Origin of the sequence: Achromobacter aegrifaciens (assembly GCF_902859735.1) — a bacterium.
Lineage (GTDB): Bacteria > Pseudomonadota > Gammaproteobacteria > Burkholderiales > Burkholderiaceae_B > Achromobacter > Achromobacter aegrifaciens.
This window is the reverse complement of sequence record NZ_CADIJY010000002.1, coordinates 857,464-874,846: the sequence shown is the minus strand read 5'-3', so window position 1 is coordinate 874,846 and position 17,383 is coordinate 857,464. Positions and strand designations below refer to the sequence as shown.

The window sequence follows — 17,383 nt, the reverse complement described above, 5'->3', positions numbered from 1 at the left end:
AGCGGGGGGAGGGTGGCGCCGTCTGACATGGGAGCTACTTTATCACTGGCTTTAAAAAATCTCGATAAAAATTATTGACGCCGAGATTTATGCTGCTTATCGTAGAAAAAAGCGTCGAGACTACGACCGGTAATCAGCCGGCGGCTGGCGCACCCAGGAGACAAGCACAGTGATACGGCTACACGACGTCCGGCGCACCGGCCCACGCACCCGCAACCTGCCCGAAACATCCGCCCGGCGGCCCTTGTTGCGCCCGGTTCTGCGTCATGTTGCGGCCTGCGTGGCGACGGTAGCCGCACTGGTTGCCGGCCCTGCAGCCAGCGCGGAAACCTGGCCGTCGCGGCCGGTGACCCTGCTGGTCAATGGCGGTCCTGGCAGCCTGCCGGACCTGTTCGCGCGGCCCTTGGCCGAACGCCTGCACCGCGCCCTGGGCCAGCCCGTCGTGGTCGAAAACAAACCCGGCGCCGGCGGCATGCTGGCCATGCAGCAGCTCAAGTCCGCGCCGGCCGACGGCCACACGCTGGCCCTGGTCACCAACGCGCACCTGGTGTGGAACCCCTACATTTTTCCGGCCCTGACCTACGATCCGGCGCGCGACCTGCAGCCGGTCAGCCCGCTGGCGGTCATCCCCATGGCATTGACCGTCAACGACAAATTGGAGGCCAAATCCCTGGATCAACTGCTGGCGCTGGCGCGCCAGAAGCCTGGCCGCCTGAACTACGCGTCCTCGGGCAACGGCAGCCCGCCCCACGTGCTGTTCGAAATGCTGCGTGAACAGGCAGGCGTGGACATCCTGCACGTCCCATTCAAAACCGGCACTGCCGCGCTGAATTCGGTGCTGGCGGGCGATACCGAAATCTATTTCGCCGGCACCGCGCTGGTCGAGCCCATGGTCAAGGACGGCCGCCTGCGCGCGCTGGCAATGAGCGAGACCGTGCCCGACGCTGCCTTCGGCAAGACGCCCACGCTGGCCGCCAGCAACTTCCGCGGCTTCGAGGGCGCGGTGTGGCTGGGCGTGGCCGCGCGCGCCGGCACGCCGGACGGCATCGTGCAGCGGCTCAACGAAGAAATCGGCCGCGCGCAGCAGGACGGCGCGCTCAAGCAGATGTACGCCAGCCACGGCTCCTTGCCGTACCATCTGGCGGCGGCGGCCTTCGCCCAGCGCGTCGCAACCGAGCGGGACACTTCCGGTCCCGTGCTGCGCAAGCTGGGCATCAAGCCCGATTGAACTTCCTACTTCCAACCCTGGTATTCGGGGCTCCGCTTGCGGGGCCCGCAGCAGCTTATGAACCTGATCGAAGAGATTGTTGAAAACTCCCCGTCCATCCGCGACATCCGCAGGGACATCCATGCGCATCCGGAGCTGGCGTTCGAAGAGAACCGCACTTCCGACCTGGTGGCCCAGCTGCTGGAAAGCTGGGGCATCCCGGTGCATCGCGGCTTCGGCAAGACCGGGCTGGTGGGCGTGATCCGCAATGGCGACTCCGGGCGTACGCTGGGCCTGCGCGCCGACATGGACGCGTTGCCCATGCACGAGGTCAACCAGTTCAGCCACGCCAGCAAGCATCCCGGCGTGATGCACGCCTGCGGCCATGACGGCCATACCGCCATGCTGCTGGGCGCGGCCCAGCATCTGGCGCACCATCGCAACTTCGATGGGACCGTGTACCTGATCTTCCAGCCCGCCGAAGAGCGCGGCGGCGGCGCGCGCGAGATGATGCGCGACGGCCTGTTCGAGAAATTCCCCATGGAAGCGGTCTTCGGCATGCACAACATGCCCGGCATTCCGGTGGGCTGCTTCGCCTCGTCCGCGGGGCCGGTGCTGGCGTCCAACAGCGAATTCCACGTGACCGTGCGCGGCAAGGGCGGCCACGCGGCCATGCCGCACCTGTCCATCGATCCCATTCCTGCGGCGGCGCAGATGATCGAGGCCTTCCAGACCATCATCAGCCGCAACAAGAAGCCGCTGGAGACGGCGGTCATCTCGGTGACGACGGTGCAGGCGGGCGGCGTGGTCAACGTCATCCCCGACACCTGCGAACTGCGCGGCACGGTGCGCGCCTATACCCGCGAAACCCTGGACCTGATCGAGCGCCGCATGGGCGAGATCGCGCAGCACGTGGCCGGCATGTTCGGCGCGCAATGCGAATTTGTCTTCACGCGGCACTATCCCTCGACCATCAACCACGAAGCCGAGACCGCCTTCATGCGCAACGCGCTGACCCAGGTGGTAGGGCAGCAACGCGTGCTGGTGCAGGCGCCCATCATGGCGGCCGAGGACTTTTCCTTCATGCTGGAAGAGGTGCCCGGCAGCTATTGCTTCATCGGCAACGGCGAAGGCGACCACCGTGAACCCGGCCACGGCGAAGGCCCGTGCCTGGTCCACAACACCAGCTATGACTTCAACGACGCATTGCTGCCGATCGGCGCGAGCGCCTTCGTGAAGCTGGCTGAGAACTGGATGCCGCGCAAGTAGCGGCAATGGCGGCGCGGGCGGACAGGACAGCGCCTGCCGCCCGCGCGCCGCGACTATCCCGCGTCAGTGCGACGAACCGGCCTGGACCGACAGTTCGTGGTTACGTGTGCGCACCAGCAGCGCGCTGAGCGTAGCGGCCAGCCCTGCAATCAGGGCGCCCGCCAGGAAGGTCAGCTGATAGCCGCCATTCAGCGCCAGGGTCGGCGCCGCGCCAGCCGCTGCCAACCCCGCGGTACGCGCTGCGGCCAGGCTGGCCAGCACCGCCAGACCTAGCGCGCCGCCCATCATGAAAGCTGTGTTGACTACGCCGGACGCCAGGCCGGACTGGCTGGGCTCCACATCGCTCATCGCGGCCAGCAGCATCGGGTTGAAGGCCACGCCCGCGCCCAGGCCCAGCAGCAGCATGGCTGGCAGGACATCGACGGCGAAGCTGCCGTCCGCCGGCGCGCGCGCGAACAAGGCCAGCCCCAGCGCGGCAATGAACAAACCCGTGGCCAACGGCCCGCGGATACCAAAGCGCATCACCAGCTTGGCCGACAGCCCCAGCGAGAACGCCGCCATGATGAGATTGGCCGGCAGAAAGGCCAGGCCGACCTCCATGGGGCTGTAGCCCAGCACCAGCTGCATGTACAGCGCCGACACGAAGAACCACGCGAACATGGCCGCGGCCCACAGCACGCCGACGACGTTGGCCGTGGCCACGTTGCGCAGGCGGAACAGCCCCAGCGGCATCAGCGGGGATTCCACCCGCGCTTCGATCGTCAGGAACAGCGCCATCAGCGCGGCTGCCGCGCCCAACAGGGTCAACGATTGCGTCGAGGTCCAGCCGGCCTCGTTGCCGTTGACCACCGCATACACCGCCAGCATCAGCGAGGCGGTGACGCTCAGCGCGCCGGCCACGTCCAGCCGGGCGCCGGCGGCGGCAGGCGGTGCGGCCGGAATCAGCCGCAGGCACAGCGCATAGACCACCACGCCGATGGGCAGGTTCACCAGGAAGATCCAGTGCCAGGACAGCGCGCTGGTCAGCAGCCCGCCCAGCAGCACGCCGATGCTGCCTCCGCCCGCGCAGACAAAGCCATACACGCCCATGGCGCGCGCCCGTTCCCCGGTTTCGGTGAACAGGTTCATGATGAGCGACAGCGACACCGCCGACACCACCGCGCCGCCCAGCCCCTGCGCCGCGCGCGCGCCGATCAGCAGGGCCTGGTTCTGCGCCAGGCCACAGGCCAGCGAGGCAATCGTGAAGACCACCAGGCCCGCCAGGAACATGCGGCGGTGCCCCAGCAGGTCGCCCAGCCGTCCGCCCAGCAGCAGGAAGCCGCCGAAGGTCAGCATGTAGGCGTTCACCACCCACACCAGCGAGGTCTCGGTGAAATGCAGGTCTTCGCGGATGGAGGGCAGGGCGACGTTCACGATGGTGGTGTCCAGCACGATCATCAACACGCCCAGGCAAAGCACCATCAGCGCCCACCAGCGTTGCTTGCCATGTATTCCATGCGTCATCAGTTGTTGCTCCGTGGATGGCGGTTCGATCCGCCGCGTTGCTTTTCTAGTGGGAAACGCGCCCGCCACTGACCATCCAGCGCGTGCCGTAGCGGTCTATCAGCGAGCCATGGGCCTCGGCCCAGAAGGTCTTCTGCAAGGGCATGGTGATGCTGCCGCCGTCGGCCAGCAGGTCGAAGACGCGTTGCGCGTCCGAGACCGTGGGATAGGCCAGCGACAGCGCCACGCCTTGCTTGCCGGGATAGGGATGCCCGGCGGTCGCGTCGCTGCCCATCAGGGTCTGCTCGTCCAGGCCCAGGCGGGCGTGCATGATACGGCCGGCGTCTTCGTCCGACAAGACCGGCATGGCGGCGTCGGGCGGGGCGTCCGCATAGCGGATCATGGCCTCCATCCGCCCGCCCAGCACGCGCTCGTAGAAGTGCATGGCCTCGGCGCAATTGCCGTCAAAGCTGAGGTAGGCGGATAGTTGGGGCATGATGTCTCCAGGGTGACGAACGGACGGTGCCAGGAGGGCGGCGCCGCTCTATGATGGAAGCCTGACCCCACGTACAAAGGAGCCCGGCCATGCTGAAAGGAAGCTGCCATTGCGGACAGATCGCGTTCGAAGTCGATGGCGAACCGTCCCAGGTACTGGAATGCAATTGCTCGCACTGCAGCCGCAAAGGCTATCTGCTGTGGTTCGTGCCCCGCGCCAGCGTGCGCCTTGCCACGCCCGCCAGCGCCATGTCGACCTACCGGTTCAACAAGCACGTGATTTCACACCACTTCTGCGCCAATTGCGGCTGCGCGCCATTCGGCTTCGGCGTGGGCGCCAAGGGCGAAGAGACAGCAGCGATAAACGTGCGCTGCCTGGAAAACGTGGATCTGAACGCCTGGCCCCGCATCCCGTACGACGGCCGCAGCGTCTGAGCGCCGCGAACCGCGCTACATCATAGGGCAAGCGCGCGCCGCGCGATATGGCTAGCGCGTGACATGTCTTTTCATCGAATTGAACGAGTTTTCAGGGAAGCGCCGCATGAGCACCGTAAAACTGCTGTCCGACGACGACGTCCGCAAAAACCCGCAGGCCTGGGCCGTGTTCGAAGACATCCGCGCCACGCGCAAGTCGGATTTCGTCAATAACTTCTGGCGCGCCCTGGCTAACGATCCGCCGCAGCTGGAGCGGGTCTGGGGCCAGCTCAAGCAGGTCATGATGGCGGACGGCGAACTCTCTCCCCTGATGCGCGAAATGATCTACATCGCCGTGTCCACCGCCAACGGCTGCACCTACTGCATCCATTCCCACACCGCCGCCGCCCGCGCCAAGGGCATGACCGACGGCCAGCATGCCGAACTGCTGGGCGTAATAGGCATGGCCGCGCAGACCAATGCCATGGTCACCGCCATGCAGGTGCCCGTCGACGAGGCATTCATCGTGAAATAGGAGGCCGCCATGTCTCTGATCCCGCTGTTTCCGCTATCCAACGCGCTGTTCCCCGCAGGCGTGCTGCACCTGCGCATCTTCGAGGTGCGCTACCTGGACATGATCCGCCGCTGCATCGCGGACGGCAGCGAATTCGGCGTGGTCGGCCTGTTGTCGGGCCAGGAGGTCCGCACCCCCGAAGGCACGGAGACCCTGGCCCCCGTCGGCACCATGGCGCGCATCGCAGACTGGGACGCGCCCATGCCGGCCCTGCTGGAACTGCGCTGCGTCGGCACCAGCCGCTTCCGGCTGCTTTCCAGCGAGGTGGCAAAATACGGCCTTTGGATGGGCCAGGCCGAGCCCATCCCCGACGACCCGCCCGCGTCCGTGCCGGCCGCCATGCAGCCCAGCGCCGACGCGCTGGGACGCCTGGTGGCCCATTGGCAGCAAGATGGCGTGTCCCCCGAAAGAATGCCCCTGGGCCCGCCGTTCCGGCTGGATGACAGCGGCTGGGTCGCCGACCGCTGGTGCGAACTGCTGCCGCTGCCGCCCGACGACAAGGCCGCCTTGCTCGCCATGACCGATCCGGTGGCGCGCCTGGCGGCGATCCAGGACGTGCTGCGGGGGCAGGGGCTGGCTTAGGACAGATGCCAGGGCTTCGTATAGGTATCAGGCTGGGCGTAACCGTATTTGGACACCATGGAAATCAGGATAGACGAGGGCCTGCGCGCCTACATAGACCCCTTGACCGACGACGAGCGCGAGGCGCTGGAACGCAGCCTGCTCGCCGAAGGCTGCCGCGACGCCCTGGTGCTATGGGGCGATCTGCTGGTCGACGGCCACAACCGCCATGCCCTGTGCATGAAGCACGGCATCCCCTTCGAAACCCGCCAGAACACCTCGTTCAAATCCATCGAGGATGTGCACCTCTGGATGATCGAAAACCACCTGGGCCGGCGCAGCGTGTCGGATTTCCAGCGTGGGGTGCTGGCGCTGCGCAAGAAGGAAATCCTGCAGGCGCGCACCGCGGCTGCGCCCGCGCCCGACGATCCGCCCTGGGACGAAGACTCCGGCGAACCGCCGCCGCTGCCGGCCGCAGTCGTGTCGCAGGCGCTGAGCCGCCAGGCTCTGGCTCGGGCTGCGCGTATCAGCAGCAATACCTTGGGGCAGATCGAGAAGATACAGAAGGCTGCGGCGCCGGAACTGGTGCGGGCGGTGAAGGATGGGGCTATCTCGATTAACGCTGCGGCGGCGGTCGCGACGTTGCCGCCGGAGCGACAGGCTGCGGCCGTGGCTGGCGGCAGGAAGGAGTTGCAGCAGGCAGCCCGCGAAGTCCGCCAGGCCAAGGCCCCGCCGCCTCGGGAGGCTGTGCCGGATATTCCTATCGAGAATATTGCGGATTTGCCGGCCGAGGTGGCGCGGTTACGCGAATTGCTGACTCGGCTGACGGATGAGAGGGATCAGCTTAAGAAGAAGGTGATGCATTTGACGGTGGCGTTGGCCGAGGCCAGGAATGCGGCGGGGGGAGGCGATGATTAAGAAGGGCGGACGCTAATTGCCAAGCGCTTGCTTTGCTTAATGTGCGAAACGACCAAGGCTAGACGGGCCTTCCTGTCCGTGCCCGCCGTTTGCGCACCCAGATCACCAATCCAGTCACGCTCAGCGTCGCAACAAAAATCCCCATGAACGAAATCAACACGCGCCCCGGCATGCCCAGCAGCCGGCCGGAGTGCAGCGGCAATTGCGCCTGCATGAACACATCGCCCCAGGTGCCTTGGCCCGGCACTCTTTCGCCGACGATCGTACCGGTGTCGCCGTCCAGGTAAAGCACGTTGTTCCCCATGCCGTTCTCATCCCGGTCGTCTTCCGGCGTGTAGAACGTCACGCCATAAATGCCGAAGCGCTGCGCATAGAAAAGAGACCCGGCGGGGGCAGTCCAGCCTCGACGGCTGCCTTCGGCCTCGGCTACGGCGATAGCCTGCTCTCGACGCAACAGCGGGTCGGTCAGTTCCCGCTCGCGACTGCCCTGGCGTGACTGAAATGGCGAGGGCGTGATCGGCGAGAAAACCGACACGAGCGGCTGCATCACTTGCGTTCCCAGGTTCAGCGACACCGAGGTCACGGCCAGCATCAGCAGCAGACCCCATACCCATACGCCACCCGAGCGATGCACGTCGAAATTGAGTTTGACGCCGCCCTGGCGCAGCCGGAAGCTCAGCGACTTGCGCCAACTGCGCACATTGGGAAATGAGATACAGAGTGCCAGGAAACTGTCGATGATCCAGACCGCCGACACCACCCCCATCAGCCACACCCCGAATTCGATTCCCCAGCCTTTGGGGATGTGCAGGGTGTAGTGCAGCTTGTAAAGAAAGGGCAGCAAGTTCTCGCGCGACAGCGATATCTGGCCCCACTGCCGCTGCCCCTGGACCTGGCCGGTGGCAGGATCCACGGCCAGTTGATTGAAGCCGAGGACGTAGGGCGCTGCGGTAGCGGGATCGATGCGCGCGGCGACACCCAGCATCGCAGTGTGGCCAGGCTCCAGCGTCAGCGGGACAAAGCTGACGCGCAGGCGCGGGTCAGCCGCCTCGACCCGGCGCGCCAACTCCAAGGGAGCAAGCGCACTGGCTGCCGCACCGGAGGCGGCCACGTACAGGTTGGGGTTAGCCCACTCGTCGAGTTCGTGATTCCATGCGATCAGCGCGCCGGTCAAGCCGGCGACGAACAGGAAACCCGCGATGAACAGGCCGCACCAGCGATGCAGCACCACCATCGCGCCACGCATGCCGCCGCGCATCAGAATTGGTAGCGTGCCGACAGCGTCACACTGCGCGGCTCGCCATAGACATTGCTCGGAAAGCCCACATTGCCGGACAGCGCGTTGTAGTACTTCTTGTCAAAGACATTATTGATGTTGAGCTGTACATCCAGCTTCGGCGTCGCCTGCCAGCCCACTACCAGGTCGGCCAGGGTGTAGGCGTCCTGGCTGATACGGAAGGGAACGCCGCTCGTGGTGCCCTGGTTGTAGATGGAGCCCTGGCGGTAGACCGAGCCGCCGATGCGCCAGCCTTGCAAAGCGCCAGACAGCCGGTACATGGTCGACAGCTTGAACAGGTGTCGCGGCGTGTCGGTGTCGAACAGCTCGCCCACATTGTCGGGGTTCGCATCCTTGCGATAACGCGCGATGGCCACCGTGTAGCCCAGGCTCACTTGCCAGTTGGGGGTGATGGCGCCCTGCAATTCGAATTCCACGCCCTGGCTGCGTACTTCGCCGGCGGCCGAATAGCAGGCGACAGTCGGGTAACCGGCGCATTGGGTCTGATCGGTGCTGCGGAAGGCGCGGTTTTTCTGGTCCATGCGGAACAATGCTGCCGAGGCATTCAGCGCGCCATTGAAGTATTCGCCTTTGATACCGATTTCATAGTTTTGACCGATCACCGGATCCAGCAGATTGTTGCTGGCGTCCATGTAATTCTGAGGCTTGAAGATGTCCGTGTAGCTGGCGTAGACGGAGTGCTGGTCGTTCAAGTCGTAGACGATGCCGGCGTACTTTGTCAGTTGGTTATTGATGCGGTATCGGTTATGCGCGCTGACGGATGGCGTATTGGAGGTAAAGCTGGGATACGTGTTGACGGTGTCGTTGTAGTCGAACCAGTCCAACCGTCCGCCCAGTATCAGTTTCAGCCGGTCGGCCAGGTTCAGGCGGGTCGTGGCGTATAAGCTTTGCTGGGTGATGTCGGCGTCCATCCAGTCGCGCAGCGGGATGTTGGGATTGGCGACGGCACTCGGATCGAAGTCGTAGAGATCGAGGTTGTCGTAGAGAACCACGCCTTGACGGCTGTTGCCGTCGAAATCGATGTTGCGGTAGCTGGCGCCCAGTACCAGTTCATGCGTGCGGCCAAGCAATTGAAAGGGACCGTTGGCATACAGGTCCACGCTGCTCTGCTTTTCCGTATGGGCGTTGCGCGCGCCTAGTTGGCGGTATTTTGCGGTGCTGAAGTTGTAATTGAGGTAATGGCCCAGCATGTCGAGCTCGGCCTGCGCGTAGTAGGCCGAGAGATGCGTACGCCAGCCATTTTCGAATCGGTGGTCGAGTCCCACGAACGCCGAAGTGGTGTTCTTGTTCCAATGTTCCCAGTCATTGGCATACGAGGTGGATCGAGGCAGATCCAGATCGCTACCGTCGCGGGCCACGGGCAAGCCGGTAAAGCCATTGCCATGCAACCTGTTCTCTTGGTGCAACGCGCTGAGCGTGAGCGTGGTGGACGCAGTCAAGTCCTTTTCCAGGATCCCGTAAAACGTCTGGCCGCTGCTGTTTTCGCCACGCTTGTAGCTTCCGTAGTCCTGAGTGGCGATCACGGCGCGGCCGCGTAGACTGCCGTCCTCCGATAGCGGACCAGAGGCGTCCAGCTGGGCTCTATAGTGGTCCCAACTGCCGGCGCTCACGTCGGCGGATACCTGCGGCACATCGGTCGGCCGCTTGCGCACCAGATTGATCGCAGCCGACGGATTCCCTGCACCCTGCACCAGCCCGGTGGCGCCACGCACGATCTCCACGCGGTCATAAATAGCCATGTCGGTGGACAGCAGGTCCTGCGACAGGTTGGAGCTGTCCAGGCTCACGGGCAGACCGTCGAACATGATGTTGTCCACATACATGCCGCGCGCATAAAAGGAGGCGCGCTCCGGGCCGAAGCGCCGGTACGTCAGACCGGGGGCAGCCTGCACCACATCGTTGATCGTCTGCAGGTTCTGATCCTTGATGCGTTCGTTGGTAATGACGGTGACCGACTGCGGTGTCTCGCGCATGGACAGGTTGAGCCGGGTGGCCGTGGCCATGCTGCTGGTGGTGTACGAGTCCGTGCCCTCGGTAGTGCCGTCCGCTACCGATGTTCCGGTTACTGTAACCATGGGCAGCGTGGCGGCGTCGGACGCAGCGGACGAGAGCGTCTCGTCGACTTGCAGCACGTACGCGCCATTGTCCAGTTGCACGGCCCGCAGGCCGCTGCCGGCAAGCAGAAGGCTCAGCGCGCCCGCGGCGGGATGGCGGCCGCTCACGCCGGCCGTGCGCTTGCCCTGGGTTTGCTCGGCGGTAAAGGTCAACATGATGTTGGCCGTGCTGGCCAACTGACGCAAAGCGGGCGCCAGCGGCCCGGCGGCAATCCTGAATTCGACCGCGGCGGTCCCTGCTGCGGGAAGCGCGGCGCCTTGCGCCAGCACGGCGGCCGGAACGCCGGCCGCGAGGGCGGCGGTCAGCGTCAGGGCGGCAAGCGCAGTAGACGATGGGTAAGGGCGCTCCGAATCGTGGGCGCGGTGCAGGTTCGGCATGTTCTTCCTCTGGATTGGACCTCCGAAAATCCCGGTCCTTCCTAGGTAGGTGCCGCGAACATGCCAATCGGGCAGTCAATTCGAAAAATTTTTTTCGGGCCTCAATCGGCCGGTACGATCGTCGCCCAGTAACGGGTGCGCCATTGCACGCGTACCGGCAGCACGCTGGGCAGCGTAGCCAGGATCCTGTCCGTGTCCGCCAATGGAAAGACACCCGAAAGCCGCAGATTCGCGATTTGCGGATCGACGCGCAGTACGCCCCGCCGATAGCGATCCAGTTCGGCAGCGAAGTCGCCCAGCCGCTGCTCGTCCGCCACCAACTGACCCCGCGCCCATGCATCCGCCTGCTCATTGATCGCGCGCGGCGCCCCAACAGCATCGCGGCTGAACTGGGTCTGCTGGCCGGCGTGCAGCACACTCGCGCCGGAGCCGGCGCGGGGAGAGACTTCCACGGCGCTTTCCAGAACCGCCACACTGGTCTGTCCAGCGCGCTGCCGTACAGTGAATCGTGTACCCAGCGAACGGATGCTGCCCTCGGCGGTCACTACCGAAAGTGGCCGCGGATCGGCCATCCCCGGCCCGTGTCGAGTCGCAACCATGATCTCGCCCGCCATCAGCAAGATTCGGCGCTGGTCCGCATCAAAGCGCACATTTGCCGCGCTATCCGTGTTCAGCGTCAGCCGGGTGCCGTCGTCCAGCGTGACTTCGCGTTGCTCACCCGTGTTGCTGCGGTAGTCGGCCGTGCGGGCCTGCCAGGTGTCAGTGCGCGAAGCGAGCAACCCGGCGCTGGTGGCCATTCCCCCCCACAGAAGCATTCGGGTGACCCGCCGGCGGGCGGCGGAGGAGGGCTGATCGGTCGTGGCGTACGACGACAGGGCCGCGTAAGCCGGAGCACGCTCCAGTGATTTCATCCGGCCCGTGACAGATTCGACATGTTGCCAAGCGGCCTCATGATCGACATGTGCCTGGCGCCATTGGCGCCATTGGCGTTGCTGTTCATCGCCAGCCTCCCCGGACATCAGCAGCGTGAGCCAGTCCGCCGCAGCGTTCGCAGTAGCCCGGCTGATGACGCGGCCGCCAGGCAGGGTTAGCGTGTCTCTATGAGAGGCCATGAATTCAGGTCGCCAGCGCGAACATGCATTCGCGGTTGGCCCTGGTCAGATACTGCTTGACTGAACTGGTCGAAGTCCCCAACCGTTCGGCGATTTCGGCGTAGCTCAGTTCGACCAGGTGCGCCAACAGAAAGGCTTCTCGAACCTTGGGAGGCAGGCCATCGAGCACGCGGTCGATCTGCTGCAGGCTCTCGACGGCCATCAACTGTGCTTCCGGCGAGGGAGCGACTTCTTCCGGCAGGCAGGCGAGAGCCTCGAGATAAGCGGTTTCAAGCAACTGCCGGCGGTGGCGGTGTGCGAGGAGCCGCCGGGCAACCGTCGCCAGAAACGGACGCGGCTCCCGGATCTCGATAGCCGCGGTCTTGCGGTCCAGCAGGCTTAGAAAAGTGTCCTGCGCCAGGTCGGCTGCCGCGAAAGTGTCGCCGACGCGCTTGCGCAGCCATCCCTGAAGCCACTTGCCGTGCTCGACATACAGTCCCGCCAAATCATCGGTTATAGGTAGATCCTGGGCTGGCATGAGGACGGAATGTGGAAGCAAACGAATCAAATGAGAATTGATCGCATTATACATAGACAGCTAATCAATTCGGCAACCCGGCCATCGGACGGGTGCGGGGGCTCGTTCCAAGCCGGCGGCTTCGCCACCCGGGGCTCGCGCGCGAACGCACGCAAATGGAGCGTCGCAAGGACCACGTTCTTTATTTTTTTGTCGCTATGGGGGGCCTGGCTGCACATTGCCGCTTTCGCGGCAAACGCGACAACGTAGAAGTCCGCGGCGGGCCGAGATCAATTTTCTCGAAAAGGTTGCCCACGCCAGCGGCGGATAGTCCTGAGCTAGGCTATTTCTGCCTTTGCACTGCGCTTTCTGCGCAATTCGACTACCTGCGCCGCGCCAACGGCCCGAGCGCGCAACTGCCCACAGCCCCCATCCACATCCTGCCCGGCGCTATTCCTGACCTTGGTCAGCACGCCACGGCTTTGCAGATTACGGACGATCTCGCGGATGCGCTCGGTATCGGGGCGCTGGTAATCATCCCCTTCGAGACTATTGAAGGGAATGACGTTGAGCACCCCATACTTGCCCTTCAGCAGACGCACGACCGCATCGAGCTCGTCGTCGCCGTCGTTGATGCCCTTGAGCAGCGTCCACTGATACTGGATTGGATAATCGGTGTCGCGAGCGTATTTCTCGCCCAGTTCTATCAGTTCCTCAGGCGCAATTTTCGATGCGCGTGGCAGAAGGTGCACACGCAGATCGGCCTTGGTTGTGTGCAGCGACAACGCCAGCGCGGGCTTGACGCGTTGCTGCGGCAGGGCCTCGAATACGCGCAAGTCGCCCACGGTGGAGAACACCAGATTCTTGTGGCCGATATTGCCTTCGGTGCCGAGCAGGTCGATGGCTTCGAGCACGTTCTCGAGGTTATGCGCCGGTTCACCCATGCCCATGAAGACGACTTTCTTCACCGCGCGCTGACGCCGCGCCAGCACGACCTGGGCGAGGATTTCCATGCTCGTGACCTGGCGGATCAGGCCGCTCTTGCCGGTCATACAGAAGCGGCAGCCGACCGCGCAGCCGACCTGGGTGGAGACGCAGAGCCCGTCGCGCGGCAACAGGACGCTTTCCACCATCTGCCCGTCCGCGAGCTCGACCAGCAAGCGCGAGCCGTCGTTGCCGGCGTGTTCGGAGCGGACGCGGGCAAGGGCGTCCAGTTCCGCCGTCAAGGCGGGGACGGCGTCGCGTAGCGCAAGAGGCAGGAAGTGTTCGGCGCTCCGACGTCGCGTGCCGGTGTCGAGCGCTTGCCCTTGCAGCCAGACGCGCAGGAGCCGGCCGCGATGGACGGGCAGGGCGCCGAGAGCGGCGAGGCGTTGGTCGAAGTCGGAATAGCGCATGGGGGGCGGATTTTACCTTGCGCCCGGAAAATGGAGAAAGGGCGCTTACCTTGAGCTTGGACAGTTATGGCTGTGTCTCACCCTAGGCGATAAAAGAGCTGAAGCAGTGCCGTGAGTATCCCTATGCTGGCATGGAGATATTTGACTGACAGCAATGGGTCGAGAAAGGTCATTCGGATCCGGCGGCTCTCGGCCAGAAGCCGACAGTCATCAGGGTCCCCGAGCAGCACAGTGCCGCAACGCGAGATGAGCGCGGGGCAAGCCTATACACATTTGTTACCTTTCAAGTCCATTGAGCAAACTTGCATCTTCAATGGACTCCTACAGCCAGGGTTCTTTAGACGCCGAGGCTGCCCTGCGTCATTCCGATGCTCGCCCCGGCGGGGCTGCGCTTCGGATGACTCCGGGGTCCTCGGCTGGCAGTCGCCTAATGCATTGGCTTTGGATGCCGTTCATGGGCAGATGCCGTGAGCCGGTGTCCGGGCGGAGGGATCCGAAGCGCAGCCCCACCGGGGCGAGCATCGGAATCCCGCAGTCCGGGCGCCGGCGGCTCAAGAACCCTACCTTGAATAAAGGTGTCAGACTACAAATACGCTAGCCAGATGCTGCAAAATTGTAGTCTGACACCTTTTTTAACAGCGACAAGATTGCAAGACCAGAGATGTGCATTAGCTCGGTTAAGCTGATTTGGCGTGTCACGAGGGAGATGTGTTGTGCTGTACGCAAGACATCATCGACAAACAACTTGAGAAGAAAGGATCATGACCCAGCCGCATTCAACACGCCCACCCGCTTACGCACTGAAGATGCTGTATGCACCTGCGATGAAGCTTCTCTTTACGTTGGGCCTTGCAACTTTATGGACTGGCTCCCAAGCTGCAAGTTTTGATTGCAACAAGGCCGTGAGCGCTACGGAAAGGTTGATCTGTAGCGATGCCGAGACATCCGCGCTGGATGGAAAATTGCATGGGGCCTATGAAACAGCACTAGCCGCAACCGATGCCTATGGCAAGAAAGAGTTGGCGAAAGAACAGCGCAACTGGATTAAATACGCTCGTGATATTTGTCAAGACAGCGCCTGCCTGCAGCAAACATACATAACCCGCATCGCCATGCTGGCTCGTAATGAGGAACATATTGCCAATGGCGAGGTGTACTCGGACTGCAAGCTGCCGGGCAACCAAACCGTTAGCGGCGAGTGCGTTAATGTAGTGTCGATTCGTGATCCCAACTCCCGTGTTGAATCGTTCAACCAATCGTTGTCGTATCAGAAGCAAAACGGCCGAATCATCGGTTGTAGCCGGCTGATTGACCTACCGGTTGGCGTCGCCGGGAGTAATCACAGTTTTGGCGGCTCCTGCGTATTGCAGGAAGGTACGCAGCGCAAGAACGTGAGGATCTGCAACGACGATATGTTCGGGCATTTCCAAGTAGAGCCGTCCACGCCACAGGATGCCTCAGACAAGCGCCTGGTCGACTTTACTTACGCGCAATGCTATGGCGGTTGATGGTAAGCGCCCGGGCCTATCCGTGATGTAGTGTGCGAGGCATATCATGAGGACTAAAGATCATGGATATGCCGATGAAGAAGAGGCGCACAGCAGCGGATCCGGCGGCTCTCGGCCAGAAGCCTCCTACAGCCAGGGTTCTTTAGCCGCCGAGGCTGCCCTGCGTCATTCCGATGCTCGCCCCGGCGGGGCTGCGCTTCGGATGATTCTGGAGTCCTCGGCTGGCAGTCGCCTAATGCATTGGCTTTGGATACCGTTCATGGGCAGATGCCGTGAGCCGGTGTCCGGGCGGAGGGATCCGAAGCGCAGCCCCACCGGGGCGAGCATCGGAATCCCGCAGTCCGGGCGCCGGCGACTCAAGAACCCTGCCTCACAAAACTGAAGCGTTAGGGCTTCGAGAAAAGGTGTCAGCCTACAGTTCGCTACCTAAGAGCTGATCAAGAAAGACCACGGCAACGCAAGAGGTCGCGGGGGCGACCATCCGATAATCGGAGTGGAATCCGATCACCCCCGTCGCAAGTGTTCAGGCGCTCAGAAAGCGCAAGACTTCGGCCCAATCGTTGGTCGACAGGGCGACGTCCTCGTAGTCGCCAGCTTCCTCGTCGTAGCGCGAAACGCAGAAGCGCTGGCTTCTGCCGGATTCGCGGTCGGCGTAGTTGGCGTAGTCGACATACACTTTCAGGCTGCGCTCTTCGTTCTCGAATGAGGGAGCGGCATCGATGTAGCTCGACGTATCGAAATACCCTTCGGGCAGGGGCGGCAGGGTGGCTATGTCGAAGTCGGGAAATTCGCGGCGTAGTCGTTCAAGGTTCATAAGGAAAGCAAGTAGAGGCTGGAGACCTGACATTTTACGTTGCTCAGTGTCAGTCGCCACGATGGCTCCCGAAATCGAGTTTGGAAATGACGTTTACGACCGTCTGGACAGAAGCCGTTCCACGAAAGTCTCGAACATGACAGGCAGAACTCTCAATCAATCAGAGCTCGACTTCTTCCATAGCGAAGGGTACTTGCGATTGAGCGGCGCACATTCCAAGCGCTGTCTTACGCCGCTTCGGGAGCGCATTCTGCGAGAGCTATCGCGGCTCAAGGTCTGGGCCGGCGGAAAAAGTCTGGGCAGTTCGCTGAACAATTTGGCGCCGTTTCAGCAGATCGCAAAGCTATCCTCGATGGTGAAGATTGCGGATCTGGATGAAACGCTGAACACGGCGGAAATTCGCAACGCAATCGCTGGCCTGACCGGCAGAGCCCCGCAACCCGGCCAAGGCACGCAGCCCTTGCTGTCTTTGCCTCATCAGGGGCCATGGTCTCTGCGCAGCCTGAACTGGCACGTTGACCTGGCTGCGAAATCCGGCGCCGAGGTCCCCGGCATCCAGGTGTTCTATCTGATCGACGACGTTATTGAGCACGGGGGCGCGACTTTGGCGCTGGCCCGTTCTCATCGCGTGGCGGGTGTAGCGGCTGGGAGGCTTCGTGGATCGTTGAAAACGCCGGGTGGTCTCGAAGCTGTGCTCAGCGCATCCGACACCAAGATCATCGAGATGTCGGGACGGGCTGGCGATGTGTTTTTGATGGATATGCGCGTGCTGCACACCCCATCCGTCAATTCGTCCAGCCGTATCAGGATGATGGCCACGACTCGTTTCAGTCTGCGCGCAAGCGGATAGGAGCGGGGTCTGCCGGGGGTTGCGGACTCCACCGCTAGTCTTTCGCGCCAGCCAGATCTGCGATCAACCGCAGCGAATCGCAGTCATGACGTCCTTGTCATCCACGATCAAATTCAAGCGCGTGGCGTTGTACTCCATCGTGACCAGTTGGCCCGGGCGCAGCATGCGTGCGGTGGCGCTTCCGCTGCGGGTACGCAGGTCTTCCATGACGGAAGCAGTCGCTTTCTGGCCGATCTGGGATTGCAGGGCTGCGGCGTCGCAGGTCTTGCCGCCGCCCATGGACGACCCGCCGTATGAAGACCCGCCATAGCTGGTCCCCGCATCAGCGGAAGACGAGGTGCCGGAGGAGCTGGAGGCCGCCGGCGAGCTGGATGAGCGCGGGGCGCCGGTGTTGGCGCACGCGGTCAGGCTGGCGACCAGCAGGAAAGGGATCAGCTTTCGGATCATGTAACGCTCCTTACAACAACACGTCTGAAAAAAGCCATGATAGACCAGCGCGG

Annotated in this window: 17 protein-coding genes; 8 read left to right on the top strand and 9 right to left on the bottom strand. The window is 63.3% G+C overall.

The genetic code is table 11. From position 1 onward, the window contains the following. Positions 1 to 169: 169 nt before the first annotated feature. Together HV766_RS09995 and HV766_RS09990 are read left to right on the top strand one after the other, a co-directional pair. On the top strand, positions 170 to 1,228 hold the full coding sequence (locus HV766_RS09995; RefSeq protein ID WP_254593306.1) for a Bug family tripartite tricarboxylate transporter substrate binding protein: 1,059 nt from the start codon (positions 170 to 172) through the stop codon (positions 1,226 to 1,228). A gap of 57 nt (positions 1,229 to 1,285) precedes the next feature. Continuing rightward, positions 1,286 to 2,476 carry a M20 aminoacylase family protein gene (locus HV766_RS09990; RefSeq protein ID WP_175181059.1) on the top strand — a complete coding sequence of 397 codons (1,191 nt, stop codon included), beginning with the start codon at positions 1,286 to 1,288 and terminating at the stop codon, positions 2,474 to 2,476. Between the two features lie 63 nt (positions 2,477 to 2,539). Here the strand turns inward: HV766_RS09990 and HV766_RS09985 are convergent, their stop codons facing one another. Both HV766_RS09985 and HV766_RS09980 read right to left on the bottom strand, forming a co-directional pair. Beyond that, a complete protein-coding gene (locus HV766_RS09985) occupies positions 2,540 to 3,979 on the bottom strand; it encodes an MFS transporter (RefSeq protein WP_175181058.1) in 1,440 nt (479 codons plus the stop codon). Between the two features lie 46 nt (positions 3,980 to 4,025). Further along, positions 4,026 to 4,454, bottom strand: coding sequence for a VOC family protein (locus tag HV766_RS09980; RefSeq protein ID WP_088159572.1), 429 nt, complete (start codon positions 4,452 to 4,454; stop codon positions 4,026 to 4,028). 89 nt (positions 4,455 to 4,543) lie between these two features. On the opposite strand from HV766_RS09980, the gene HV766_RS09975 reads away from it, so the two are divergent. The 4 genes from HV766_RS09975 (at position 4,544) to HV766_RS09960 (ending at position 6,920) form a co-directional block, all read left to right on the top strand. Further along, the gene (locus HV766_RS09975; RefSeq protein ID WP_119451940.1) at positions 4,544 to 4,888 is read left to right on the top strand and encodes a GFA family protein; all 345 of its coding nucleotides are present in this window, start codon (positions 4,544 to 4,546) and stop codon (positions 4,886 to 4,888) included. A gap of 106 nt (positions 4,889 to 4,994) precedes the next feature. Then, complete coding sequence (locus tag HV766_RS09970; RefSeq protein WP_119451941.1) at positions 4,995 to 5,402, top strand: carboxymuconolactone decarboxylase family protein; 408 nt, start codon at positions 4,995 to 4,997, stop codon at positions 5,400 to 5,402. Positions 5,403 to 5,411: 9 nt separating this feature from the next. Then, complete coding sequence (locus HV766_RS09965; protein WP_175181057.1) at positions 5,412 to 6,023, top strand: LON peptidase substrate-binding domain-containing protein; 612 nt, start codon at positions 5,412 to 5,414, stop codon at positions 6,021 to 6,023. Between the two features lie 57 nt (positions 6,024 to 6,080). Beyond that, a complete protein-coding gene (locus HV766_RS09960) occupies positions 6,081 to 6,920 on the top strand; it encodes a hypothetical protein (RefSeq protein ID WP_175181091.1) in 840 nt (279 codons plus the stop codon). Positions 6,921 to 6,978: 58 nt separating this feature from the next. Here the strand turns inward: HV766_RS09960 and HV766_RS09955 are convergent, their stop codons facing one another. The 5 genes from HV766_RS09955 to HV766_RS09935 form a co-directional block, all read right to left on the bottom strand. Beyond that, complete coding sequence (locus HV766_RS09955) at positions 6,979 to 8,178, bottom strand: PepSY-associated TM helix domain-containing protein (RefSeq protein ID WP_217472150.1); 1,200 nt, start codon at positions 8,176 to 8,178, stop codon at positions 6,979 to 6,981. After that, on the bottom strand, positions 8,178 to 10,709 hold the full coding sequence (locus HV766_RS09950) for a TonB-dependent siderophore receptor (RefSeq protein ID WP_175181056.1): 2,532 nt from the start codon (positions 10,707 to 10,709) through the stop codon (positions 8,178 to 8,180). The genes HV766_RS09955 and HV766_RS09950 overlap by 1 nt, the downstream gene beginning before the upstream one ends. 101 nt (positions 10,710 to 10,810) lie before the next feature. Next, entirely contained in the window at positions 10,811 to 11,821 is a 1,011-nt protein-coding gene (locus HV766_RS09945) for a FecR domain-containing protein (protein ID WP_175181055.1), read from the bottom strand. A gap of 4 nt (positions 11,822 to 11,825) precedes the next feature. Continuing rightward, positions 11,826 to 12,338, bottom strand: a complete 513-nt coding sequence (locus HV766_RS09940) for a sigma-70 family RNA polymerase sigma factor (protein ID WP_054453792.1) — start codon at positions 12,336 to 12,338, stop codon at positions 11,826 to 11,828. A gap of 317 nt (positions 12,339 to 12,655) precedes the next feature. Then, on the bottom strand, positions 12,656 to 13,711 hold the full coding sequence (locus tag HV766_RS09935) for an RNA methyltransferase (protein WP_175181054.1): 1,056 nt from the start codon (positions 13,709 to 13,711) through the stop codon (positions 12,656 to 12,658). A 761-nt stretch (positions 13,712 to 14,472) separates the two neighbouring features. Between HV766_RS09935 and HV766_RS09930 the strand changes: the two genes are divergently transcribed. Further along, a complete protein-coding gene (locus HV766_RS09930; protein WP_254593305.1) occupies positions 14,473 to 15,219 on the top strand; it encodes a lysozyme inhibitor LprI family protein in 747 nt (248 codons plus the stop codon). A gap of 523 nt (positions 15,220 to 15,742) precedes the next feature. Here HV766_RS09930 and HV766_RS09925 read toward each other — a convergent pair. Next, positions 15,743 to 16,033 (bottom strand): hypothetical protein, encoded by a 291-nt coding sequence (locus HV766_RS09925; protein ID WP_054453796.1) that lies wholly within the window; start codon positions 16,031 to 16,033, stop codon positions 15,743 to 15,745. A gap of 61 nt (positions 16,034 to 16,094) precedes the next feature. Between HV766_RS09925 and HV766_RS09920 the strand changes: the two genes are divergently transcribed. After that, on the top strand, positions 16,095 to 16,883 hold the full coding sequence (locus HV766_RS09920; protein WP_254593304.1) for a phytanoyl-CoA dioxygenase family protein: 789 nt from the start codon (positions 16,095 to 16,097) through the stop codon (positions 16,881 to 16,883). A gap of 63 nt (positions 16,884 to 16,946) precedes the next feature. On the opposite strand, the gene HV766_RS09915 is transcribed toward HV766_RS09920, so the two are convergent. Continuing rightward, the gene (locus HV766_RS09915; RefSeq protein WP_054453798.1) at positions 16,947 to 17,330 is read right to left on the bottom strand and encodes an I78 family peptidase inhibitor; all 384 of its coding nucleotides are present in this window, start codon (positions 17,328 to 17,330) and stop codon (positions 16,947 to 16,949) included. Positions 17,331 to 17,383 lie beyond the last annotated feature (53 nt).